Below are 22,376 nucleotides of genomic sequence, written 5' to 3' on the forward strand. Positions count from 1 at the left end.
GCAGCCTCACAGGATGACGCGATGTTCGGGCAGGCCGGCGACGGGCGCGGGCAGGGCATAGGTGCGGCCCGAGGCCGGGTCGGACAGGCCCTGCGCCGCGGTGGTCACGAACAGGGTGCGCAGGTCCGGGCCGCCGAAGGCAGGGCACGAGGCCTGCGCGCCGGGCACGGCAAGGGTCGTGACCAGCCGCCCGTCGGGGGCGTAGGCGGCCACCCGGCCCGCGCCCCATTGCGCGTTCCACAGGTTGCCCGCGCTGTCGGTCACCGACCCATCCGGGCCGAAGCTTTCGTCCGAGAGATCGGCGAAGAGTTCGCGATTGCCCCGCGGCCAGCCGGTTTCGGGGTCGAGCGGCTGGCGCCAGATGCGCCCGTCGGCGGTGTCGGTCCAGTAGGCGCAGGACCCGTCGGGCGCAAAGCAGATCGAGTTCGAGATCGTGACCTCGGGCACCAGCCGGCGCAGCTCGCCGCGCCAGTAGCGCCAGATCGATCCCGCGCGCGGCTCGGCGCGCTTGCCCATCGTGCCGATCCAGAACCCGCCCCATGGATCGGCCCGGCCGTCGTTCGATCGCGTCACGGGATTGTCGGCTTCCAGCGGCACGACGCGCGCGCGCGTGCCCGTTTCCATGTCGAAGCGCCACAGCGCGGTTTCCGAGGCGATCAGCAGCTCGCCTTCGCTGACCCAGCCGGCGGCCGAGACATGTTCATCGAAATCCCAGTGCCGTTCGGGACCGCCGGGCGCGCGGGCGAACATCCGTTTGCCGAGGATGTCGAACCAGATCAGCTCGCCCCGTTCGGGATGCCACAGCGGGCCTTCGCCCAGTTCGCAGATCGTGTCGGAAAAGACCGTGGCGGTCATGGTTCGGAACGCTCCCACGCCTGAACCAGTTCGCGCGCGCGTTCGGCGACCTGCTCGACGGTCAGGCCGGGCTTGTAAAGCGCGCTGCCGATGCCAAAGCCATCGGCCCCCGCCGCGCGCCACTGGGCGAAATTGTCGGCTCCGACGCCGCCCACGGCATAGACGCGGGCGCCTTCGGGCAGCACGGCGCGCATGGCGCGCAGGCCCTCGGGCCCGATCAGCGAGGCGGGGAACAGCTTCAGCGCGTCCGCCCCCGCGCGCAGGGCGGCAAAGCATTCCGTGGGCGTCATCACGCCGGGGCAGGTGACCATGCCGGCCTCGCGCGCGGCGGCGATGACCTGCGGGTTGCAATCGGGCGACACGACCAGCCCCGCGCCCAGGCCACGCAGGCGGGCGACCTGTTCGGGCGACAGAACCGTGCCGGCGCCCACCAGCGCGCGGTCGCCGACCGCCGCGATCATCCGCGAGATGGAATCGAACGGGCGGGGCGAGTTCAGCGGCACCTCGATGCGGGTGATGCCGGCTTCGACCAGGGCATGGGCAACGGGGCTGGCCTCTTCGGGCGTGATGCCCCGCAGGATGGCGATGATCTCGCAGCTCATGCGGCGTTCTCCCTTTGCGCGCGGCGCGCGGCGATCAGGCCGCGCAGGGTCATGTCCTCGGAATCGGCAAGGCGGGCTGGCACGCCCTGGCCGCTCAGGGCGGCCTGATAGGCGGCAGCGATCTTCGGCGCGCCGATGATGGCAACGTCCTGGCCCAGCCACCAGGGCCGGGCGCCGCCCAGCTCAAGCCCGATCAAGAGGCCCGAGAGGCGCGCGCGGGCCACCGCCGGGTCGAGCCCGGCCAGCAGCGACTGGGCGCGGATCGTGAACAGGTCGGCCGCGACCGAGCCCGGGTTCGACATCGCCTGGGCGACGGCCTGTGCAAAGGCGTCATCGTCCCAGCCCTCGTCCGAAAGGGAATGGCGCAGCACCGACTGGCGCGACAACAGGGCGAACAGCTCGCCGGTCATGAAGGTGCGGAAACTGACGACCTCGCCCGCGCTGATATGGGCCCACTTGCAATGGGTGCCGGGCAGGCACAGAACGCCGTCAAAGCCCGGATGGGCGGCCAGCCAGCCCTTGATCTGGGTTTCCTCGCCGCGCATCACGTCGGCAGGCCGCTCTTGCGCGATGCCGGGCAGGATGCGCACCTCCAGCCGCGGATCGGTCGTGGGCGCGGCGGCCGCCTGCGCCAGCGAAGGCGGTGGACAGGGCGTGCGGGCATAGGGGGCCTCGGCCCAGCCCTGGCGCGACCCGGCCATGCCGCAGCAGATGACGGGCGTGACGCGGCCCGGGGCCAGGCGGTCGCCGACGTGCCGCAGCAGGGCAGGTTCGAACCCGTCGCGCGCAAGGCTGCCCATGCCGCAATCGGCCGCGATGCGGTGCAGCACGCGGTCGGATTCGTCCATCAGCCACAGGCGCAGATGCGATGTGCCCCAATCCGCCGCGATCCAGTCGGGTGAGGTCATGTCCATGTTCCCTTCAGCCCGTGACCACGACGCCGCCATCCACCACCATGGCCTGACCGGTCATCATGCGGCTGGCATTCGATGCCAGGAACAGCGTTGCATCCACGATGTCCTGCGGCTTCAGATGTTCCTTCAGGCATTGGCGGGCCAGATGGGCGGCCAGATCCTCGGGCGTGGCCCAGAGTTCCAGCTGACGATCGGTCAGTACCCAGCCGGGCATCAGCGCGTTGACGCGGATCCGGTCGGGGCCCAGCTCGCGCGCCAGCGCGCGGGTCAGACCGGTGATGCCCGCCTTGGCCGTGGCATAGGCCGGATAGCCCGCATTGCCCATCATGTAGCTGATCGACGAGAAGTTGATGATCGATCCCCCGCCCGCGCGCCGCATCATCGGCGCCGCGGCCTGGGCGGTGAAGAAATGCGGCCGCAGGTTGACCGCGATCGAACGGTCCCAGTCCTCGACGCCCAGGTCTTCAAGCCGGTGGCGGGCGTCGTTTGCCGCATTGTTGACCAGCACCGTGATGTCGCCATGCGCGGCCGCGGCCTGGGCCATCGCGTCCTGAAGCGCGGCGATGTCGGTGATGTCGCAGGGGATGAACAGGGGGCGGATGCCGTGGCGCTGTTCGATCTGGTCGCAGAAGGCGGTCGCGTCCGAACGCTGGACAAAGGCCACGCGCGCGCCCTGGGCGACGAAGCCTTCCGTCAGCGCGGCGCCGATGCCCGACCCGCCCCCGGTGATGAAGACCGAGGCGCCCTTCAGGTCATGGAAGGTGACATGCTGCGTCATGCGCTCTCTCCTAATGGCTTTCGCGGGTCACGGGGCGGGTGTCCTTGCCGACGAGGAAGTCCAGATCGGCGCCCCGGTCGGCCTGCAGGACGTGGTCGATATACAGTTTCGCATAGCCGCGGGTGTAATGCGGCGGCTCGGGCCGCCATTCGGCGCGGCGGCGGGAGAGCTCGGCCTCGTCCACCAGCAGTTCCAGGCGCCCCTCGCGTGCCGACAGGCGGATGCGGTCGCCGGTGCGCACCAGCGCCAGCGGGCCGCCGGCCTGGGCCTCGGGGCTGACATGCAGCACCACGGTGCCAAAGGCGGTGCCCGACATCCGCGCGTCCGAGATGCGCACCATGTCGCGCACGCCCTGCTGGACCAGCCGCTTGGGGATCGGCATGTTGCCGACCTCGGGCATGCCGGGATAGCCCTTCGGCCCGCAGCCCTTCAGCACCAGGATCGTGTCGTGCGTCACCGGCAGGTCGTCGCGGTCGATATTGGCCTTCAGGTCCTCGATGCTTTCAAAGACAAAGGCCGGGCCTTCGTGTTCCAGAAGCTCGGGCGTCGCGGCCGAGGGTTTCACGATCGCGCCGTTCGGGGCCAGGTTGCCCTTCAGCACCCGGATGCCCGCGGCGGGTTTCAGCGGGTCGTCGAAGGGGCGGATGACGTCGCGGTTGTAACATTCCGCGCCCTCGGCATAGGCCGAGATGTCGCCGCCCATCACCGTGCGGTTGGCGCGCAGAAGCCCCGCGCCCGCCAGTTCCGACAGCACCACCGGCATGCCGCCGGCATAGCAGAAATCCTCCATCAGGTATTTGCCCGACGGCATGCAATTGACCAGAAGCGGCACATCCGCGCCGATCTCGAAATCCTCGAGCCGCAGGTCGACGCCCACGCGCCCCGCGATCGCCAGAAGATGGACGACCGCGTTGGTGGACCCGCCCACCGCGGCATTGGCGAGGATCGCGTTCTCGAAGGCCGCGCGCGTCAGGATGTCGGAGGGCTTCAGATCCTCCTCGACCATCTCGACGATGCGGCGGCCGGTCATGTGGGCCAGCGCGGTGCGACGGGCATCGACCGCCGGCAGGGCGGCGTTCAGCGGCAGGCTCATGCCCATCGCCTCGACAAGGCTGGCCATGGTGCTGGCCGTGCCCATCGTCATGCAGACCCCGCGCGAGCGGCTCATGCCGGATTCGGCGGCCATGAAGTCCTTCAGGCTCATCTGGCCGGCGCGGACGGCTTCCGAGAACTTCCACACATCGGTGCCCGAGCCTATATCCTTGCCCTTCCACTTGCCGTTCAGCATCGGCCCGGCGCTGACCACGATGGCGGGCAGATCGACCGAACAGGCGCCCATCAGCTGGCCCGGCGTGGTCTTGTCGCAGCCGCCCAAGAGCACCACGCCGTCGATCCCATAGGCGCGGATCGATTCCTCGACATCCATCGCCAGCAGGTTGCGAAACAGCATCGCGGTGGGCTTCATCTGGGTTTCGCCCAGCGACATGACCGGGAATTCGACCGGGAAGCCGCCGGCCTCCCACACGCCGCGCTTGACGGCCTCGGCCAGTTCGCGCAGGCCCGAATTGCAAGGCGTGAGTTCCGACCAGGTGTTGCAGATGCCGATGATCGGGCGGCCGTCGAAGACATGGTCGGGAAAGCCCTGGTTCTTCATCCAGCTGCGATGGATGAAGCCGTCCTTGTCCAGCTTGCCATACCAGTTGCGGCTGCGTCTGTTGGCGCTCATTCCTTGTGTCCTTCGATGACCCACATGGTTTGCGGAAAGGCCCAGGGCAGGGTCAGGCCCCGGTTCATCAGGTATTGGCCCGAAAGTGTCAATTCGCCCGATTTCAGCGCGGGGGCGCCGCGCGACAGGCCGGGCGCCTGGTCGCGGTTCAGAAGCCGCAGCCGATAGCGCGCCTGCGGGTCCAGCCCGGCAAGCTGCAGCGGGCGGGGCAGGATCTGGGCCGAGCTTTCGGCCAGCGCCGCGAACAGAACGAAGCGGTCCTGCGCGCGCGCGACCCGGATTTCCGCCGTGACCGCCGGGTCGGGGCTGTCCAGCCGCAGGATGTCGGCGGCCATCAGCCAGTCGCGATTGGCCTTCCACCAGGCGGTGACCTCGCGCAGAACGGTGGCTTCGTGCGGGGTCAGCTCGCGCGGGTCCATCTCGAAGCCCATGTGGCGCTGCGCGGCCACCCAGGCGCGGAAGGCGATGTCGATCTCGCGCCCCGATGTGTGGCAGTGGCGCGGGCCGACATGGCTGCCGGTCACGGCGGCGGGCAGGAACAGGGCCGCGTCATGCTGGATGCGCAGCCGCTCGAGCGCGTCGTTCGAATCCGACAGCCAGACCCGGTGCGTGCGCGACAGGATGCCGAAATCGATCCGCCCCCCGCCCGAGGCGCAGCTTTCGAACTCGACCCCGGGAAAGGCCGCGCGCAGGCGGTCAAGCAGGGCATAGGTGCCCCGCGTCTGGTCCGCATCGGGCAGGGGCAGGACGCGGTTGTGGTCCCATTTGACATAGTCGATGGGATGGGCCGACAGGATCGCGGCGATGGCCTGGAACAGGTGGTCGCGTACCTGTGGCAGGGCCATGTTCAGCACGCGCTGCTGGCGGCCCTCGATCTGGTCCGCCGGGCCGAGCACCCAATCGGGATGGGCGCGCGCGAGGTCCGAGTCGAGATTGACCATCTCGGGTTCGAACCAGATGCCGAAGGACATCCCCAGTTCGCGGACATGGTCGATCAGCGGCCCCAGCCCATTGGGATACTTGCGCGGATCGACCCGCCAGTCGCCCAGGCTGGAGGTGTCGTCGTCGCGCCGCCCGAACCAGCCGTCATCCAGAACGAAGCGTTCGGCCCCCAGATCGGCGGCAATCGCGGCGATTTCCTTCAGGCGCGGCAGGTCGTGGTCGAAATAGATGGCTTCCCAGCAATTGTAGTGGACCGGGCGGGGGCGGGCGCGGTCGGGCCAGGGCACCAGATGGTCGCGCACATGGCGCTGGAAGGCGACCGCGCAGCCGTTCAGCCCGCAATCGGACACGGCCATGAACAGGGGCGCGGTGGCAAAGCGCGTGCCGGAGCGGGTCTCGGTTCCCGCGGCATGGCCGAACTGGATCTGCCGGCGGCCATCGGGCAATTCCTCGGCGATCATGCGATGGCCGCCCGACCAGCCGTAATGCAGCGCGTGAACCGGCCCGCGCGTATTCGTGGCGCCCCGCCCGGGCAGGTAGAGGCCGGGGAAATGTTCATGCCCGGTGCGCCCCGTGCGGCTTTCGCGCAGGCGGATGCCGGGGCTCCAGCGCGTGGTCACGGGCTGGAACTCGCCGCACCAGCGGCCGGCGAAGTCGATCATCGTCTCGGCCCATTGCGGCGCGGGCAGCACGGGCGCGGCCAGCCAGTCCAGCCAGACGGGCGCGTCCGATGCAAGCTCGGTCGTGGCCTCGATCAGGCCGGTTTGGGGATGGGCGACGAAGCGCGCGGTCAGCGTCAGGCCAAGGGTTTCGTCCCGGTGGTGCAGGGCAAGGCCATCGGGGGTCTGTTCGGTCCGCAGGAAGCGGAAATCGGGTTGGATCTGGCGCCCGTCCGCGCCGCGCAGGCTGATCCCCGGCTGGCCCGGAAAGCTGCGCGCGGCCAGCGGACAGACCGAGAGGGGCGGGTTTTCGTCCAGCATGCCCCCCGTGACGTCGGCCACCGGCGCCGCCGCGACCTGCGCGAGGTCCTCTTCCCGCGGCAGGGGCGCGCCCCAGTAGAGCACCGCCGCCATCCGATCGTCGGCAAGTCCCAGGATCAGCGTCTGTGTCGGTGTGTCCAGCCGCCATTGCGTCATTTCACGGCCCCCAGCGTCAGGCCCGCGATGAAATGGCGCTGCATCAGGAAGAACATGGCCACCGGCGGCAGGGCGGCCAGGATCGAACCCGCGCTGACCAGGTGCCATTGCGCGACCCACTGACCGTTCAGCGACGACAGGCCGGCCGTGATCGGCTGGCTGTCCTGGCTGTTGGTCAGCACCGTGGCCCAGAAGAAGTCGTTCCAGATGAAGGTGAAGACCAGCACCGCCAGCGCGGCGATCGCCGGGCGCATCAGCGGCAGGACGATATGCCAGAAGATGCGGATCTCGCTGACGCCCTCGACGCGGGCGGCCTCGATCAGCTCGACGGGCAGGGCGCGGATGAAGTTGCGCATGAACAGCGTGCAGAAGCCGGTCTGAAAGGCGATGTGAAAGGCCGCAAGGCCATACCAGGTGTTGTAGACCCCCATCTTCAGCGTCAGGTCACGCACCGGAACCATCAGGATCTGGAACGGCACGAAGTTGCCCGCGACGAAGAGAAAGAAGATCAGCAGGTTCGACCGAAAGCGATAGATCCCCAGCGCAAAGCCCGTCATGCAGGACAGGGCCACCGCGCCGATCACCGTCGGGATCGTCACGATCAGCGAATTCAGCAGATAGCGCCCGATCGGCGTGTTGCGGAAGATCTCGAGGTAATTGTCGAAGGCCAGATACGACGGCATGCCGAAATAGTTGCCCTGGGCCAGGTCGGATGCCGGACGGACCGAGGTCAGCGCCACGCCCAGAAGCGGCAGCAGCCAGATGAACAGCGCGATCGGCACCGCGACCTGATAGGAAATGCGGATGGCCGGGCCGGTTTTTTCGATCGGGGTTGGAAACATCGCTTATCGCTCCGCCTCGTCGCGCCACATCTTCCAGATGAAGCCCGAGATGAAGACCATCATGATCGCGAACAGGACGACCGCGATCGCCGCGCCATAGCCCATGCGATAGCCGTATTCCGACAGCGCCTGTTCGTACATGTAGAAGGACAGGACCCGGCTGGACCCGTAGGGGCCGCCATCGGTCATGATCGAGACAAGGTCGAAGCTGCGCAGCGCGCCGATCACGGTCACGACCACGGCGATGAAGGTCGCCGGGCGCAGTTGCGGCAGGATGACATACCACAGCATCCGCCAGCCGCGCGCGCCGTCCAGCCGCGCGGCCTCGACCTGGTCGGGGGCCACGTTGTTCAGGCCGGTCAGGTACAGGATCATCACATAGGCGATCTGGGGCCACAGGCCGGCCGCGATGATGCCATAGGTGACATAGCGTTCGTCGGCCAGCACCGCGATGCCCTGTCCGGTCAGAAGCTCGATCAGGCGGTAGAACAGGCCAAAATCGGGGGCATAGAACCACGAGAACATCAGGCCCACCACGACCTGGCTGATGACGAAGGGGAAGAAGAACAGCGACTTGTAAAGCCGCATCCCCCAGACGTTCTGGTTCAGGAAGATCGCGATCATCAGTCCGGCGGGAATGGCCAGAAGATACAGCACCAGCCAGATGACGTTGTTCTTCAGCGAGGTATAGAAGGCGTCGTCGTCGAGCAGTTCGCGGTAATTGTCGAGCCCGATCCAGATCTTTTCGCCCAGGCCGTCCCAGTCATAGAAGCTGATCCACATGCTCTGGAAGATCGGGATGATGACGTAGACGGCGAACATGATCATGCCGGGCGCCAGGAACAGCCATGGCGCAAGGCGGCGCTGGTTGCTGCGCCACCAGCTGCGGCTGACGCGCTCGGCGCTGGATGCGGGCAGGGCGGGACGGGTCATCGTGGCGGCTCCGTCGGTTGCGCGAAAGGGAAGGGGGCTGGCCCCGAAGCCGGTGCGGCCGGAAAGCCCGACCGCGCCGCGTCATCGAAGGGGTCCCGCGAGGACCTGCCCCGCGGGACGGATCGTCAGATCATTTCTTGTAGATGCGCTGGCGCGCCTTCTCGAGCCGGTCGAGGATGCGGTCCAGGTTTTCGGGCTTGACCATGAATTCCTGGAAGCCCTCCATCGCGACCTTGGCCATTTCGGCCGGCGCGTCGCGGTCGAAGAACTGGGCCAGGGCCGAGGCGGTCGAGAGCGATTCGAAACCCGCCTTGATGAACGGATCGTCGCCCACCGTCGAATACTTGTTCGTCGGCAGCTGGCCGATCTTGGCGTTCAGCTTGGTCTGCGCATCGGCCGAAGCCACGAAGGCCAGGAACTTCTTGGCGTCTTCGACATTCTTGGCGCCCGAGGGGATGTGGATCGTGTCGGTCGGGGCCTCTTCGGCGCGCGGGATGCCCGGCGTGATCTCGGGGAAGACCATGAAGCCCAGGTTTTCGTTCGTCATGCCGCCTTCCTTGAAGACGCCGACGGCGAAATTGCCCATGACGTAATGCGCGGCCTTGCCCTGAACCAGCAGCGACGCGGCATCCTGCCAGTCAAGCGCGGCGTGGTCCTTGGTGATGTAGGGCTGGATCTTGGCCCATTCGGCAAAGACCTTGCGCACCGATTCGTCGGTCCAGGGGATCTCGCCCCCGGTCAGCTTCATGTGCCAGTCATAGCCGTTGGTGCGCAGCGACAGATAGTCGAAGATACCGGCCCCCGGCCACAGCGCCTTGGTCCCGGTGGTGAGGCAGTCGATGCCCGCGGCCTGGAACTTCTTGCAGTTCTCGACGAACTGGTCCCAGCTGACGCCATCGGGGCCGGGCAGCTCGACGCCCGCGGCCTTGTAGGCATCGCGGTTATAGTAGATGCCCCACTGGTAATAGGTATAGGGAATGCCCCACTGCTTGTCGTCGATCGTCATCGAGGCGACCGAGGACGAAAGCGCGTCATACAGGTTGTTTTCCTGCCAGACATCCGAAACGTCCATGAACTGGCCGGCCTCGACGAAGGGGCGCATGCGGTTCGCGGCATACCAGTTGGCCAAGTCCGGGGCATCCGCCGACAGGAAGTTGCGGATCGCAGTCTTGTAGCCTTCGTGGTCGAAATTGTTCAGCTGCACGTCGATGTCGGGGTTCGCGGCCTCGAAATCGGCGATCAGCTCTTCCATCGCCGCCAGCGGAATCGGGTCATAGTCGGCATAGTAACGCAGCACGCGCTTTTCCTGCGCCATGGCCGTGCCCGCCAGCGCAAGCGCGGTTCCAAGCGCCAGCGCGCCGATTGTCCGGCCTGTCCGTTTCATTGACATGTGGTCCTCCCTAGGTTTCGTATAGTGAAACACGATTTTGAATATTGAAACTATGAAACGACTCGCTATGCTTGTCAACAAGCGAGGAGGAGGATGTGATGGCCGAACGCGGTCATGCCGACGGAACGGTGGGCAAGGCGCTGGACGTGCTGGAGGCGGTAGCCGCCTACGGCCGGCCCGTGCGCTTTACCGAACTGCTGGATCGGTCATCCTATCCCAAGGCAACGCTGTATCGTCTGCTGCAGACGCTGGTCAGCCAGGAGATGGTGGCGCATGACGAAGAGGCCGGCACCTATGCCGTGGGGCTGCGGCTGGTGCGGCTGGCCCATGCGGCCTGGGCGCAGTCCTCTCTGGCGCCGATTGCGCGGCCGCATGTGGACGAACTGGCCGCGATGACGGGCGAGACGGTGCACCTGGCGCAGCTGGATGGCGGGCAGGTGCTGTATGTGGACAAGCGCAATGCCCGCAACCCGGTCGAGATGTTCTCGCAGGCGGGCAAGGTCGGGCCGGCCTATTGCACCGGGGTGGGCAAGGCGATCCTGGCCTATCTGCCGCCCGATGCGCTGCGCGACGCGCTGGCGCGGCAAAGCTTCCTGCGCCACACGCCCAACACGATCACCACGGTCGAGGCCCTGATGGACGAGCTGGCGCGTATTCGCGCCGCGGGCCATGCCTTCGACCGAGAGGAGCACGAGCCCGGCATCATCTGTTGCGCGGTGCCGATTCTCGGCCGCTCGGGCCGGCCGCTTGGGGCGCTGTCGCTGACATCGACCACGGCGCGCAGCAGCCTGAGCCAACTGGAAGCACAGGCCGATCTGCTGAAGCAGGTCGCCGGACGTATCGCAACCGAGGCGGAAAGCTGGCGCTTTCCCGAAATCGTCGAAGGATGAACTGACAGATGGGCGTCACCCTAAGACAGGTGAAGAAGAGCTTTGGCGACGTGGACGTGATCCATGGCGTCGACCTGGATGTGGCCGAGGGCGAGTTCTGCGTCTTCGTGGGGCCTTCGGGCTGCGGCAAGTCCACCCTGCTGCGCATGATCGCGGGGCTGGAACAGACCAGCGCGGGCCGGATCGAGATCAACGGCCGCGACGTGACCGACCTGGATCCGGCCGAGCGCGGCGTGGCGATGGTCTTCCAGACCTATGCGCTGTATCCGCACATGACGGTGGCCGAGAACATGGGCTTTGGCCTGAAGATGAACGGCGTGCCGCGCGAGGAAATCGCCGCCAAGGTGGCCGAGGCCGCGCGCATCCTGAAGCTGGAACAGCTGCTGGACCGCAAGCCCAAGGCCCTGTCGGGCGGCCAGCGCCAGCGCGTGGCGATCGGCCGGGCGATCGTGCGCGGACCCGAGGTCTTTCTGTTCGACGAGCCGCTGTCGAACCTGGATGCCGAGCTGCGCGTCGAGATGCGGGTCGAGATCGCGCGTCTGCACAAGGAGATCGGCGCGACGATGATCTATGTCACGCATGACCAGGTCGAGGCGATGACGCTGGCCGACAAGATCGTCGTGCTGCGCGCGGGCCGGATCGAGCAGGTGGGCAGCCCGATGGACCTGTATCGCGACCCCGACAACCGCTTTGTCGCGGGCTTCATCGGGTCGCCTTCGATGAATTTCGTCGAGGCCGAGGTGCGCGGCGGCGCGGTCGTGGCGCCGGTGCTGTCGGGTCGCCCGATCCCGACATCGGTCCGGCTGCCCTCGGAAGGCTCGAAGGTGCTGGTCGGGCTGCGGCCCCAGCATCTGAGCGTGCAGGAAGACCCCGACGGCTCGCTGGTTCTGGACATCCGCGAGCGTCTGGGCGGCGTGGCCTATGACTATCTGATGGGGCCGTCGGGCGAGAAGCTGATCGTGGAAACCCGCAGCGACGAAGCCGCCCCCGAAGGCGCGCGCGTCCGCGTGGACTTTGACCCCGCCGACGCGCTGTTCTTCGACGCGCAGACCGAGAAGCGGCTGCGGTAGGGAAGACCTCCGACGGATGAGAGGATGCGTTGGATCAGGCCGGTAACGACATGCCGGCCTGACGGTCTAGACGACGCGCCGACCCTTTTCAAAGCCGTGTTTGACGAAGTGAACGAATGGATCGACGCCCGCGCGACGAACGTCCGGATTGAGATCCAGGTATCTGCCCGGTGAGAAGTCTGCTGCTCTTTGGTCCCGGTCACGCAGGAAGGTCATGAAATAGCGCGCAACGAGCCCGACCCGGTCATCGGTATCGTTCCAGTCGGAAGCGATGCCCTGAACGTGATCGCGCAATTTCGTCGTCATTTCATCGGTGAACGCATTCAGGAATGCCAGGTATTCCTTGTTGTCGAACGGCCCGGGCCTGGGACCGACCGGGGTGAAATCGATACCGGAATTGTGCTTTAGCCATTCGACGTCCTCGATATCGATCAGACTGCGAGAAATACTTTCCGGGAACTGGAACTTGCCCGGGAAGACGGTGCGCAGATGGTCGATCAACGACGTGCGGGCGATCTTGATTGCCTTGTCCGGCGTAAACCTGGGCACAAGAGAATTCAGCGCCCACAGGATGCGCACGGCCTCGGTCGACAATGACGTGTTCTCGGTCGCCGTCTTGCGTGGTTTTCTGACACCGATAACTTCGGAAAAGTCGGAAACCACATCGCCATCGACAAGCTTCGATCTGTCGTAGTGCCGGAAAGTGACATGATCGGCGCCAAAGATCGTTAGGAATTTCTCGATTCGGTTGCGATAATTCATATATGGCGGTCGCGCCAGAACTGAACCACTCTTGATTGTTTCTTGAAAGTCACTTTGGGTAAACGATACCGGGTCGCGCACATAGACGATGACATCGACTTTTCTGTTTGCCTTGCTGCACAGATCGGCGATGGCTTCTATTCCCTTGTGATCGATCAAAGAAATATCTTCTCCTGATACAATCAGATGGCGCGTATCCGACCCGATTTCCGATTCGATCAGGCGATGGAGTTGCTGTTTCTTTTTCTCAATTTCCGCAGGCGTCAGATTCGCGGAACGCCATATGTGATAATCCTGATGCTTGCCGGAAAAGACCGTGTAAAAGGGTATCGAATGGTTCCTGAATTCAAGGCTCGCATAACGTGCATCGCCCCATGAATAGCCATCGAATGCCGCCTGTATCGCGGTTGATCCGGTCTTGTGCGTTCCGATATGCAGGCTGAGTCTACGCATGTCTTGTGCCAAAGGTTTTTTGAGTATCGCCGGAATGTTACGGTCAATTCTTCATGGACGGTCAGCCGCTCTTCCTGTTCCTCTACGTCACCGTCAAGCGGGAATGCGTTTCTCGCGAATTCCACGGTTGCGATAATGGTTGACAGGATTGACGCCGGATTTGAGGATGTCGGGATAACGGATGAGGTAGGTCAATGGCTCGAAGTAATTTCCCTCGACCACCATGCCCACTGCAGGCAAGTCGAATTGCTTGAGTCGCCGTTTGGCTTTGTCAATAGTTTCCTCCCAGAGGTCGCCGAACCTTGCACGCTCGACCGGGCTGGCGAAGAAAGGTGCAGCAAGGCGGGTCGCGTCTAGGATACGCTCTTGCATCTTCCTGGATAGGACTTCGTCGAACTCAACGATTTTCGACAGATCCATTTTCGATGAGGTCACGTTGACGAAGCGTGGTGGTTTTTGCCGTGGCTGAAATGGTTTGCCGATCGCGAACATTCCCAACGTCTTCAGCCACGCATCTTCCCTGCTCACAAGCTCCTCGAAGGGTACGAAGAGGACATTGGGTTGCGACAAGTGGGCGATGGACCCGATAAAGTAGGAAAGATAATGGTCTGCAAGGTGCTTGAAGTTGACATCCACGCCTTCTTCGGGGGCAACATTCGGGGCAAGTCGCTTGGCGGCAGAAACGAAGAAAGCGCGCGGATCGCGGTGAATGATTACTGCGCCCTTGAGAAACGGGGCCCTGTTTAGGCACAAGCCCAAGTGTTCCATATACTTGGGAGTCTTGTCAAAGAATGGACCGGAATGGTTGGGGAAAGCCGCCCGCGTAAGTACGCGGTAAAAGTGATCGAAGTCACCCCTGATCGCTTCTTTCCGGGTGACATCGTCAATCTTCCAACCGTTCAGGAGCATGTCCCAGTAGGGCTGGATCCTGGGCATTTCGGAGGGATGGCGTCCCAGAAGAACGCCACATTCGAAGCCGGATTCATATCCGTTTGCCCGAAAGATCTCGGACAGAAGCGTTGTGCCGCCCCTCTCGTACCCGCCGAGGATGAATTCAACCTGAGACATCAGATCAACCCCTTCATGAATGCCGCGCGTTTCCAGCCGTAAAGCATCTGTCCGCCGTACGGACGCTCAAGCAGGATCGCGCTTAGCTCGCGTGCTTCGTCCGCGGGTAGTTTCGATTGGATGCGCATGACGTCATATGTGTTGAACATTCCGCGATACATGCCGTCCAGTTTGATGATGGGCAAGCCGATCTCCAGAAGGATCGCTGCGTTCTGGTGTATCTGGCTGCCAAGCATGAACACTTCAGAGGCAACAGCCGACAAGGCATCGTTAAGGAGCGGATCAAATTTCTGAAGGTCGGCATCGGATACGTGGCGAAGCAAGTATCGCTTCAGATCTTCGCGGCCCGTGATCAAGGTTTCCTTGCTCAGATCCTTGATTGGAGTGTCGACACTCACCTCCAGCTTGTCGCTGATCGCATATTCTCGGGCAATGAATCTGCCGGACAGCAATTTGGTTACAGCCTCGACGCTGAAGCGCGGTGCCGGGGTGTACGACCCGGTCCTGGCATCCTTTATCACCAGATCCTGCAACTCGGGGCTGCGGCGGACCTCGTTCAGGAATCGGTCGCTGCTGTAGAGCGCGCGGAACTGGTTCGGAACGGATACGCAGCGCTTCAGCGTCTTGGACAGCTTCATTTCGCCGCGCTTGATGACGATCGGGCGCACGTCGGTAAGGGGATATTTGCGCCAGTATTTGCGCAATCTTTCATGCGTCAGCACCGATTGCGACATCGCGATGCAGAATGACCCAAGGTGGTACTCGATCTCGTAGTTCTCGGTCGCGCCCAGTACCTCGACATCCGAAGTCGTCATGTCGGTCAGGAACTTGTCCAGACCGCGGGTCGAGTAATAGACGGAATCGTTGATCATCAGCAGGCGCGGGCAGGTCTTTTCCCAACCCCGTGCATAAAGATGCAGAAAGCCCGTCTTGTAGCTGCCGAAATCCCGGCCGAAATTGGGGCGTTCGATATAGCAGTCGATCAGATCGCGCACGCTTTCGGGGTCGCGCAGGCGAAGCGTGTTCACGCCCAGCACATAAAGGCCCTGTGCCTTGGCGGCTTTCAGCAGGCGCACCAGATCCGGGCGAAGCTCTCCCTTCTGGTAGAGTGCCAGCAGGACGATTCGCTGCCCTTCAAAGGGGCGTTCGAAATGAACCCGCGGCTTCTTTGTGAGGGTCCGCAGCCTTTGAGCTTCGGATTGCGCGCCGACGATGGCGCGGGCCATCGGATACAGCATGGCCGTGTGAATGCGCGAAATGATCTTCATCGTTACCCCTTACCAAGTCGCCCTCGGTCAGGGCGGTATCTAGAAGAGACGCGGTGCAAGCACAACTGGCAATCAACCGCGAAATGATCCGGCGCCGCCTGCCCGCCCCTTGCCTTGCAGTGCGTCCTGGCAGGTCGCGCCGTGTATCTTGTTGGACAGAAACGATTTCCGGCCGGGACGTGGATCAGGCGTCTGTGTTCCAGCCAGTCCTTGAACTTGGGCAGGTGATGCCGTGTGCCATGAGGCACAATCGACGATTGAGTCGGTTCAGCGTCTTTGGTGCCGTGTCGTCCACCGCGTTCACCGGCGGCATCTGCGCGAGACACCGGTCGAGACGATCCCCCATGCCGAGGCCTTTGGGTCGTTCACGCTGCTGCCGGACCGGGTTGCCAGATAGTGCGGCGAGGTCTGAGCCCACGCTTGCGCGTCGCGGTGCGCGGGGGCAGGGACACGGATCGCGCAAGCGGTGCAGATGCCGCACCCGCCGCCTGATGGCCGATTAGCGATGGTATGTAACTAATGGCGCAACGCCCCCGGGAAGATTCCGATGATGCGCGTCCGGCGTCGCCCGGATTTTCCACCAAGGGACGCCCATGCCGGAAAAGAACAACGAGGCCATTCCCGAGGGCGGCACAAGAACGGGACAGGTCCATCGGCGATGATTTCCATTCCAGACACAAGCACGTGCTCGGGCACATGCCCAGCTATCCGGTTAAACCGGCGCCGGTTCATCCCCCCGGACAAGACCCTTGGGTCAGTTTCCGCCGCGGCGCAGGACCACGCGACGGTTCAACGCCTTGCCAGCGGCGGTTGCATTGCTTGCGACCGGGCGCGTTTCGCCAAGGCCCACAGAGGTGATCCGATCCGTCGCGACGCCGTTCTCAGCAAGCCACCGCAGCACCGAGGCGGCGCGCCGCTCGGACAGATCCTGGTTATAGGCTTCCGCCCCGTCGGAATCGGTGTGTCCCTCGAGAACGAAAGCCTGTTCGGGATTGGCGTCAAGGAAAGCCTTGAGCGCGCGCAGGGTCGGCAGCGAGGCCGGTGTGAACTGGTCGTCGTTGACGTCGAAATATATGCCGTAAAGGTCAATGGCACCATCCTGCGACAGGGCGCTGTCGATCTCATCGGCCGTCTCCTGACGCACCGACAGGACGATGTCCTGTTTCCCTGTCCCGCCCGGCGGCACCTCGCCGGCAGCCGCCGTGGCCCGATAGCCAGGATATTGCACCCTGATCTCGGCCGTGCCCGCATCCACGCCTTCGATGCGGTAGACGCCGTTCGCGTCGGTTTCGCTCACCCTGCCGCCGACCGAGACAAGAGCGCCCGCAATTGGCTCGCCGGTCTCGGCATCGACCACGCGGCCGGAAATGATGCCAGTCCGGATCGGTTCAAGCTCGACGATCACGTCCAGGGTCGCGCCGGGCGCAAGCCGGACGCTCTTCGTTCCGGGCACATACCCCGAAAACTGCGCCATCAGCGTCATCTCGCCCGCGGGGACCCGGTCAAGGACGAAGCTTCCGGTGGTCTCGCTTTCGGCTGCCAGATCGCCCACCGTGACGCGAGCCCCCGGCAGGGCACGGCCGGTGTCGGCGTCGATCACCCGCCCCGCGATCCTGCCATGGGTGATCGGTGTCATCTCGAGGCGCAGCTCGACGGTCTCGTTCCGGCCAAGTCGCAGGGCAAGTTGCGCCGGTTCGAACAAGTCTGCCGTCGCGTTCAGCGTGATCGGCCCCGCGGCAAGGCCGGCAAGCCGGAAATGACCGTCCGTGTCGGTCTTGGCCGAGGCGCCGGGCGCGCGGATCGTGGCCCCCTGGACGGGGCTACCGTCGCTGGCGTTCACCACGCGGCCAACGATGTCGCCCGTTGTGACCGGTGCCAGCCGCAATTCCGCAGTCACCGCAGATGCCCGCGGCAATTCGACCTCGATCGTGCCCCCGAAATAGCCCTCGCGTTCGGCCGAAACCACGATGTGACCGGCCTCGATACCGGCGAAGCTGACCTCGCCCGCGGCATCGGTCCGCGCGACACGATCACGAAGTCGCACGGTGGCGTCTTCGATTGGTGCGCCCGTTTCGTCGTCGCGCACCCGCACACGCAAGTCGCCGGTCGTGATCGGCGCAAGCGCGATCACGACCTCGACGGTCTCCGCCGGCACCACCTCGGCGCCGTGGGATACCGGGTGATAGCTGTCGTGCCGGGCCAGCAGCGTGATCGGTCCGCGCGGCAGGTCGGGCGTTTCGAACCGGCCCATCGAGTCGGTCGCCAGCGCAAGCGCGCCGATTTCAACCGTGACCCCTGCCAGCGCGCGACCGGACTCGGCATCGCGCACTTCTCCGGCAATCCTGCCCGTCGTGACGGGCTCCAGCACGATCCTTTTCTGCAGGGTTTCACCCTCGGCGACCACGATCGCGGTCGTGGCCGGCAGATAACGTTCCTTCGACACCGTGGCCGCCATGTCACCCGCCGACAGGGCAAGCAGACGGAAGACACCGTCCATGTCGGTCTCGGTCTCGCGGTCGCCGACCACGACCCGCGCGCCGGCCACCGGCCGCCCGGTGTCGGCGGCCACGACTTCGCCTTCAAGATTGCCTGTCCCGGCGGGCTGCATCAGGATCGGCTCGATTTCGTGGATTCCGGGCGTCAGCGCGCCAAGATCGCGCCGATACTCCAGATAGTCTGGATGTTCGGCGATCAGCTTGCGGCTGCCCGTCTCGATCTGCCGTACGCGAAAGCTGCCATCGGCCGCGCTTTGGTCGCTGCTGCGCCCGATGAATACGCTGACACCGGGGATCGGCGCGCCGCTCGCCAAATCGAGGACATGCCCCGTGACGGTTGCCGTGCGCCTGACCGGCTTGGCACCGGCAACGGCCACGACGATCTCGGGCGTGGCGGTTTCGCCCGCGGCAAGCTCGATGTCGACTTGCGTCCTGCTGAACAGCTTGTAGCCATTCGCGGCGTAGAAATCCGCAGTTTGCGCAAACGGGTCCAGGACCAGCCGGGCGGGCCCGGCGGGCACCTGATCGAAGACGAATTCACCCGCGGCATCGGTACGGGCCACGCGAGGCCCAAGCCCGATGTTCTCGCCGCCGGCAACGGACATCAGCACCGTGGCGCTTGCCAAGGGCGCGCCGCTTTCGGCATCGCGGACGCTCCCCACGATCCGACCGATCTGGGCGCCCTCGGCCGCCTGCAGCCTTGGGTTCAGCTCGACCGGTTCGTGCGGTGGCAGGAAAAGCTCTTCCTCGAACGGGTCATAGCCCGCCGGAAGCGTCACCGTGAACCTGCGCAGACCCGGCGGAAGCCCCTCGAGGCGGAAACTGCCGTCTGACCCCGACAGGGCATGATAGCCCGCCGAGGCGATGCGCGCCCCGGCCAGGGGAACGCCTGTCCCGGCATCGGTGACGACACCGAAGACCGCGGCAGAGGGTTCCGATCCGGCCCGGGCCGCGGCCTCGCGAATTGCCCTGGTGTTGAGGAAGGAAAGGAAAAGGTCGAGCGCACGATAGGCCCGATCGTCACCCTGCGCATCCGCCGCGTCCAGACGCTGTTCGATGGCATCAAGAGCGATCCCCTTCTCGAAGGCCGAAAGCTCCGCGAAAGTATTGGGCAGGGCGGTGATGTCCAGCTCCTCGAGCTGCTGGCGAAAGGCGTCAAGCCCCGAAGTCTGTGCATGCGACGGCGCAACCCACATGAAGGCCAGAAGACAGGCCACCCAAAGCGATGCGACAATCGCGGCGGCGCGGGGCCGTGTGGTGCGCAACAGGTGTTTCATCAGTCCTTCCGCTTGTAGGCGATCGCCAGCATGTTCAGGCGCGTGCGCGCGGCAATCGAGGTCGAGATCGGTGGCGCGCCGGGCGGCAGGCAGGCATCTGCCGCCTTCAACAGTTCGATCTCCTTTGCCATGAATTCGTCGTACTTGTCGTCATAGGCGGATTGAAGCTGTTTCAGCCCTTTCAACAGGCCGATCTTGACACTGTTCCAGGCCAGCCCCGATGCGCCGTGGAAACCGGATGCGGCATCGCCAAAGGCGACGGCGTAATCATACGTGTCCTTGTAGCGGCTGTAGATCAGCTGGAGCTTCTCGAACAGCAAAGCCAGTTCGTCCATCTCGTCCTGAACATCCATCAGGCAGTAGACGCAGGACATGTCGCCCTTGCAATCGGCGTCCAATGGCACGAGATCCTCGTTCGGCTTTGGCTCGGCATCGCGGTCGCTTTCCAGCAACATGCGCAATTCCTGTATCGCGCGCGCATTCGCGGCGACCTGATCGCGCAAAGACCGGATGTCGGACCTCGCGACTTCAAGGCGTTGCTCGACATCCTTGATGTCCGTTCCGCCATCGCCCTTGTCGTCACCGGCCGGTTCGGCGCCATCCTTGGGCGCCTCAGCGTCGGCTTCCGCACCGGGCTCGGGTTTGGGATCGGACTTGGGATCGGACTTGGGGTCCGATTTGGGGTCCGGTTTCGGCTCGGGCTTGTAGTCGTCCCCGGGGACGGACGAGCTTTCGCCGCCGGGCACGAAGATCCCGGAGTCGCCGGCGGCACCCAAGCCATCCGACTGCGCTTCGACTGACGCGGCGGCCAGAAGCGGAACGGCCAAGGCAGCCAGCCATGCGACAACGGGGGATGCAGCGCGCGACATGGGTCAATTCTCCTTCGGAGCCGCGATGGGCTGGCCGTCAATATAGAAGGTCGGCGGCACCTCGACGGGCACCGGATCGCCAATCCAGACCAACAGGTGATAGGCCGACGGCTCGTCCGCCCTGAGCCAGATTCCGAACTCGTCGTCGATGCGGCCGGTAAAGTCGAAGATGCCGTCCGGGCCGGTCGTGCCGGCGGCATCTGCGGACTGCCAGATCACGCGGTGCAGGCTGACCTCGATGGGCTTTTCGATGTCATCGGCCAGAACCTTGACGACGATGGGGCTCATCACATCGACCTTGGAGACATGATAGCGTTGCCCGGTCGGGTCTGCCGCTCCCGTCACCAGAACCGAACGGCCGCCAAGCTCGGCATCCGAAGCGAGTTCCAGCCTTTGCATGGGGGCAGCAGTCTCGGCGGCCTCAAGCAGATCCGCCTGCGCCTGTCCGGCCATCAGCAGCATCGCAAGAAGACCCCCGAAAAGCCCGCTTGGGCGCGTGGCAAGGATCATGCCTGGAACCCTCCTTCTGAACTGGTGCATGGATCCGGACGGGCGCATAGGCACAGGATCCGCGGGACGCGGCGTATGGCGATGGCCGCGCAAGCACGCGCCGCCCCCGCCAAGGCGCGTCTTACATGCCCTGACGCGCCCGGCCGCACCGCCGGCGGCCACCCTGTCTGCAAAATCCACGCGCGGTCGCCGCGCAGCTTCGTGATCCGGCCAAGGGACAAAATGTTGTTCCTTGAGAATTGCTCTTGAAAATCCTTCGAAGTTTAGCAAAGCCCGCGCCGCGCCGACAACCCGTTGCATCGCTTCAGGGTTGTACCGGGAAGGATCCCCCACTGCGCGGGTCGCGCGGTTCCGCCCGCCTGTCAGTGGGCGCCCCGAATGCGCATGCCAAGCCCCATTCCGGCAAGAACAAACACCAGCCCGACCATTATCGGGCCAATCGGCAAGCCCCGGTTCACGCCGGTCAGGATCCGGCTTTCATGCCCGCGTCCGTCCTCGTCGACCCTGTATACGATCTCGATACTGTCCCCGACGTCCAGCGCGTTGAAGGTCCGCCGCGTCGTCGTCCAGGTTCTGGTATCGGTGACGGTGCGTCCGTCAATCGTGTAACGGTAGGTCAGGCGGAAGCGATCCGAGCGACTGGGATTGGGGTGCCGGATCCTGTCCTTGTCGATGACGGTCGCCGTCGTCCGCACTGCCGTGGCGAGAAACGCATCCTCGGCATGATGGAAGATCAGGGACGCGACGATCGCGGCGATGCCGATGACGATGGCCGCGATCGCAGCAAGAAGAGAATTGCCTCCCCGAGCTTCCAAGACCTGTCTCCGTTCCTCGCCCGTCCCGATGAAACTTGAACCGCCCGCCGGAAGGCGAATGGCCCTGCCTGTGGCGCGGCGCCACCGACATCAAGGTGCGGCGTCGTGGCGTTCGGGGCAGCCTTCGAACCAGTGGCCGTCGCGCGCCTCATCGCCAGCATCGTGGCCATAGTGGCCGTCGCGGTCAACCTGGATGGCGCATCAATGGCTCACCGCTGGAACAAGACGACGATTGGGCAATCACGCGGCGCTACATGACACTGGAAACCGTCGCCCCTTTTGCGACACTGACCCCATGGGCGCGGCGAACATCTCTGCCCTGCAACTGCGGCCAAGCCAATGCCGAAGAACAAGGGCACGCCAATTCCCGGGACACTATCGGAACCGAGGGTCCGCGAAGCGAGATCCTCCGTCGCGAACCCCGAAACTTGTTCGGTGGGTCCGGACGTCAGACAGACGAGGCGGCACAATTCCGCGCCTGTCCAATCGGCGCCGACCCTCGCTGATGAATACCGACCGGGTCGCGCGATCTTGGGGAAACGTGTTCGTCGTCGTGCCGATGATGCGCGATCCTGCCTGGCAGACGGAGATCCGGCAAACCCGTACCGATTCAGACCCTTCTTTCCCGGCCATGGCCGACATGGGTCACGACATGCCCTGCCGGATGCGCGCGGGCTCATGGTCCGGCGCGGTCTGCGGTCGTGAAACCGTGTCAGCGGGCAACGCTCATGACGAAAAAAAATGCGACGGAAAGCGGCCGGCGATCCGTTGAAGCGAGGCA

At 64.8% G+C, this 22,376-nt stretch carries 19 protein-coding genes; 3 read left to right on the forward strand and 16 right to left on the reverse strand.

Going from position 1 to position 22,376, the window contains the following annotated elements; genetic code table 11:
* Nucleotides 1-6: 6 nt before the first annotated feature.
* The 9 genes from LV82_RS07470 to LV82_RS07510 all read right to left on the reverse strand — a co-directional run bounded on the left by LV82_RS07470 (nucleotide 7) and on the right by LV82_RS07510 (nucleotide 10,112).
* The gene (locus tag LV82_RS07470) at nucleotides 7-855 is read right to left on the reverse strand and encodes an SMP-30/gluconolactonase/LRE family protein (protein WP_104070418.1); all 849 of its coding nucleotides are present in this window, start codon (nucleotides 853-855) and stop codon (nucleotides 7-9) included.
* Nucleotides 852-1,457: a 2-dehydro-3-deoxy-6-phosphogalactonate aldolase gene (locus LV82_RS07475; RefSeq protein ID WP_104070420.1), complete on the reverse strand. Its 606-nt coding sequence runs from the start codon at nucleotides 1,455-1,457 to the stop codon at nucleotides 852-854. The genes LV82_RS07470 and LV82_RS07475 overlap by 4 nt, the downstream gene beginning before the upstream one ends.
* Entirely contained in the window at nucleotides 1,454-2,365 is a 912-nt protein-coding gene (locus LV82_RS07480) for a 2-dehydro-3-deoxygalactonokinase (RefSeq protein ID WP_104070803.1), read from the reverse strand. Before LV82_RS07480 ends, LV82_RS07475 begins: the two co-directional genes overlap by 4 nt.
* Before the next feature lie 13 nt (nucleotides 2,366-2,378).
* Nucleotides 2,379-3,149: an SDR family NAD(P)-dependent oxidoreductase gene (locus LV82_RS07485; protein WP_104070421.1), complete on the reverse strand. Its 771-nt coding sequence runs from the start codon at nucleotides 3,147-3,149 to the stop codon at nucleotides 2,379-2,381.
* A gap of 10 nt (nucleotides 3,150-3,159) precedes the next feature.
* Nucleotides 3,160-4,875: an IlvD/Edd family dehydratase gene (locus LV82_RS07490; protein WP_104070423.1), complete on the reverse strand. Its 1,716-nt coding sequence runs from the start codon at nucleotides 4,873-4,875 to the stop codon at nucleotides 3,160-3,162.
* Nucleotides 4,872-6,953 (reverse strand): alpha-galactosidase, encoded by a 2,082-nt coding sequence (locus tag LV82_RS07495; protein ID WP_104070424.1) that lies wholly within the window; start codon nucleotides 6,951-6,953, stop codon nucleotides 4,872-4,874. The genes LV82_RS07490 and LV82_RS07495 overlap by 4 nt, the downstream gene beginning before the upstream one ends.
* The gene (locus LV82_RS07500) at nucleotides 6,950-7,795 is read right to left on the reverse strand and encodes a carbohydrate ABC transporter permease (RefSeq protein WP_104070453.1); all 846 of its coding nucleotides are present in this window, start codon (nucleotides 7,793-7,795) and stop codon (nucleotides 6,950-6,952) included. Before LV82_RS07500 ends, LV82_RS07495 begins: the two co-directional genes overlap by 4 nt.
* 3 nt (nucleotides 7,796-7,798) lie before the next feature.
* On the reverse strand, nucleotides 7,799-8,728 hold the full coding sequence (locus tag LV82_RS07505) for a carbohydrate ABC transporter permease (RefSeq protein ID WP_104070454.1): 930 nt from the start codon (nucleotides 8,726-8,728) through the stop codon (nucleotides 7,799-7,801).
* 130 nt (nucleotides 8,729-8,858) lie between these two features.
* On the reverse strand, nucleotides 8,859-10,112 hold the full coding sequence (locus tag LV82_RS07510) for an ABC transporter substrate-binding protein (RefSeq protein WP_104070456.1): 1,254 nt from the start codon (nucleotides 10,110-10,112) through the stop codon (nucleotides 8,859-8,861).
* Nucleotides 10,113-10,216: 104 nt separating this feature from the next.
* Here LV82_RS07510 and LV82_RS07515 point away from each other — a divergent pair, with 104 nt between their 5' ends.
* Nucleotides 10,217-11,008 carry an IclR family transcriptional regulator gene (locus LV82_RS07515; RefSeq protein WP_104070458.1) on the forward strand — a complete coding sequence of 264 codons (792 nt, stop codon included), beginning with the start codon at nucleotides 10,217-10,219 and terminating at the stop codon, nucleotides 11,006-11,008.
* Nucleotides 11,009-11,016: 8 nt separating this feature from the next.
* On the forward strand, nucleotides 11,017-12,078 hold the full coding sequence (locus LV82_RS07520; protein WP_104070460.1) for an ABC transporter ATP-binding protein: 1,062 nt from the start codon (nucleotides 11,017-11,019) through the stop codon (nucleotides 12,076-12,078).
* A 66-nt stretch (nucleotides 12,079-12,144) separates the two neighbouring features.
* On the opposite strand, the gene LV82_RS07525 is transcribed toward LV82_RS07520, so the two are convergent.
* The 7 genes from LV82_RS07525 to LV82_RS07555 all read right to left on the reverse strand — a co-directional run bounded on the left by LV82_RS07525 (nucleotide 12,145) and on the right by LV82_RS07555 (nucleotide 21,595).
* Entirely contained in the window at nucleotides 12,145-13,293 is a 1,149-nt protein-coding gene (locus tag LV82_RS07525) for a hypothetical protein (RefSeq protein ID WP_104070462.1), read from the reverse strand.
* 93 nt (nucleotides 13,294-13,386) lie between these two features.
* Complete coding sequence (locus LV82_RS07530; RefSeq protein WP_104070463.1) at nucleotides 13,387-14,361, reverse strand: sulfotransferase; 975 nt, start codon at nucleotides 14,359-14,361, stop codon at nucleotides 13,387-13,389.
* Entirely contained in the window at nucleotides 14,361-15,629 is a 1,269-nt protein-coding gene (locus LV82_RS07535; protein ID WP_104070465.1) for a rhamnan synthesis F family protein, read from the reverse strand. The genes LV82_RS07530 and LV82_RS07535 overlap by 1 nt, the downstream gene beginning before the upstream one ends.
* Nucleotides 15,630-16,383: 754 nt before the next feature.
* Complete coding sequence (locus LV82_RS07540; protein WP_104070466.1) at nucleotides 16,384-19,401, reverse strand: carboxypeptidase regulatory-like domain-containing protein; 3,018 nt, start codon at nucleotides 19,399-19,401, stop codon at nucleotides 16,384-16,386.
* A complete protein-coding gene (locus LV82_RS15060; RefSeq protein ID WP_104070468.1) occupies nucleotides 19,401-20,270 on the reverse strand; it encodes a hypothetical protein in 870 nt (289 codons plus the stop codon). Before LV82_RS15060 ends, LV82_RS07540 begins: the two co-directional genes overlap by 1 nt.
* A gap of 3 nt (nucleotides 20,271-20,273) precedes the next feature.
* Nucleotides 20,274-20,780 (reverse strand): hypothetical protein, encoded by a 507-nt coding sequence (locus LV82_RS07550; RefSeq protein WP_104070470.1) that lies wholly within the window; start codon nucleotides 20,778-20,780, stop codon nucleotides 20,274-20,276.
* A 362-nt stretch (nucleotides 20,781-21,142) separates the two neighbouring features.
* Nucleotides 21,143-21,595, reverse strand: coding sequence for a DUF3592 domain-containing protein (locus LV82_RS07555; RefSeq protein WP_170063380.1), 453 nt, complete (start codon nucleotides 21,593-21,595; stop codon nucleotides 21,143-21,145).
* 541 nt (nucleotides 21,596-22,136) lie between these two features.
* On the opposite strand from LV82_RS07555, the gene LV82_RS07560 reads away from it, so the two are divergent.
* Complete coding sequence (locus LV82_RS07560) at nucleotides 22,137-22,367, forward strand: hypothetical protein (protein WP_146065141.1); 231 nt, start codon at nucleotides 22,137-22,139, stop codon at nucleotides 22,365-22,367.
* The last annotated feature ends 9 nt before the right edge of the window (nucleotides 22,368-22,376 follow it).

Source organism: Albidovulum inexpectatum, from assembly GCF_002927635.1.
In the GTDB taxonomy this organism is placed as follows: domain Bacteria; phylum Pseudomonadota; class Alphaproteobacteria; order Rhodobacterales; family Rhodobacteraceae; genus Albidovulum; species Albidovulum inexpectatum.

Excerpts from the sequence above, each read along its gene's own strand:
- LV82_RS07470 (WP_104070418.1), bottom strand. The coding sequence starts at position 855 with ATGACCGCCACGGTCTTTTCCGACACGATCTGCGAACTGGGCGAAGGC.
- LV82_RS07475 (WP_104070420.1), bottom strand. The coding sequence starts at position 1,457 with ATGAGCTGCGAGATCATCGCCATCCTGCGGGGCATCACGCCCGAAGAG.
- LV82_RS07480 (WP_104070803.1), bottom strand. The coding sequence starts at position 2,365 with ATGACCTCACCCGACTGGATCGCGGCGGATTGGGGCACATCGCATCTG.
- LV82_RS07485 (WP_104070421.1), bottom strand. The coding sequence starts at position 3,149 with ATGACGCAGCATGTCACCTTCCATGACCTGAAGGGCGCCTCGGTCTTC.
- LV82_RS07490 (WP_104070423.1), bottom strand. The coding sequence starts at position 4,875 with ATGAGCGCCAACAGACGCAGCCGCAACTGGTATGGCAAGCTGGACAAG.
- LV82_RS07495 (WP_104070424.1), bottom strand. The coding sequence starts at position 6,953 with ATGACGCAATGGCGGCTGGACACACCGACACAGACGCTGATCCTGGGA.
- LV82_RS07500 (WP_104070453.1), bottom strand. The coding sequence starts at position 7,795 with ATGTTTCCAACCCCGATCGAAAAAACCGGCCCGGCCATCCGCATTTCC.
- LV82_RS07505 (WP_104070454.1), bottom strand. The coding sequence starts at position 8,728 with ATGACCCGTCCCGCCCTGCCCGCATCCAGCGCCGAGCGCGTCAGCCGC.
- LV82_RS07510 (WP_104070456.1), bottom strand. The coding sequence starts at position 10,112 with ATGAAACGGACAGGCCGGACAATCGGCGCGCTGGCGCTTGGAACCGCG.
- LV82_RS07515 (WP_104070458.1), top strand. The coding sequence starts at position 10,217 with ATGGCCGAACGCGGTCATGCCGACGGAACGGTGGGCAAGGCGCTGGAC.
- LV82_RS07520 (WP_104070460.1), top strand. The coding sequence starts at position 11,017 with ATGGGCGTCACCCTAAGACAGGTGAAGAAGAGCTTTGGCGACGTGGAC.
- LV82_RS07525 (WP_104070462.1), bottom strand. The coding sequence starts at position 13,293 with ATGCGTAGACTCAGCCTGCATATCGGAACGCACAAGACCGGATCAACC.
- LV82_RS07530 (WP_104070463.1), bottom strand. The coding sequence starts at position 14,361 with ATGTCTCAGGTTGAATTCATCCTCGGCGGGTACGAGAGGGGCGGCACA.
- LV82_RS07535 (WP_104070465.1), bottom strand. The coding sequence starts at position 15,629 with ATGAAGATCATTTCGCGCATTCACACGGCCATGCTGTATCCGATGGCC.
- LV82_RS07540 (WP_104070466.1), bottom strand. The coding sequence starts at position 19,401 with ATGAAACACCTGTTGCGCACCACACGGCCCCGCGCCGCCGCGATTGTC.
- LV82_RS15060 (WP_104070468.1), bottom strand. The coding sequence starts at position 20,270 with ATGTCGCGCGCTGCATCCCCCGTTGTCGCATGGCTGGCTGCCTTGGCC.
- LV82_RS07550 (WP_104070470.1), bottom strand. The coding sequence starts at position 20,780 with ATGATCCTTGCCACGCGCCCAAGCGGGCTTTTCGGGGGTCTTCTTGCG.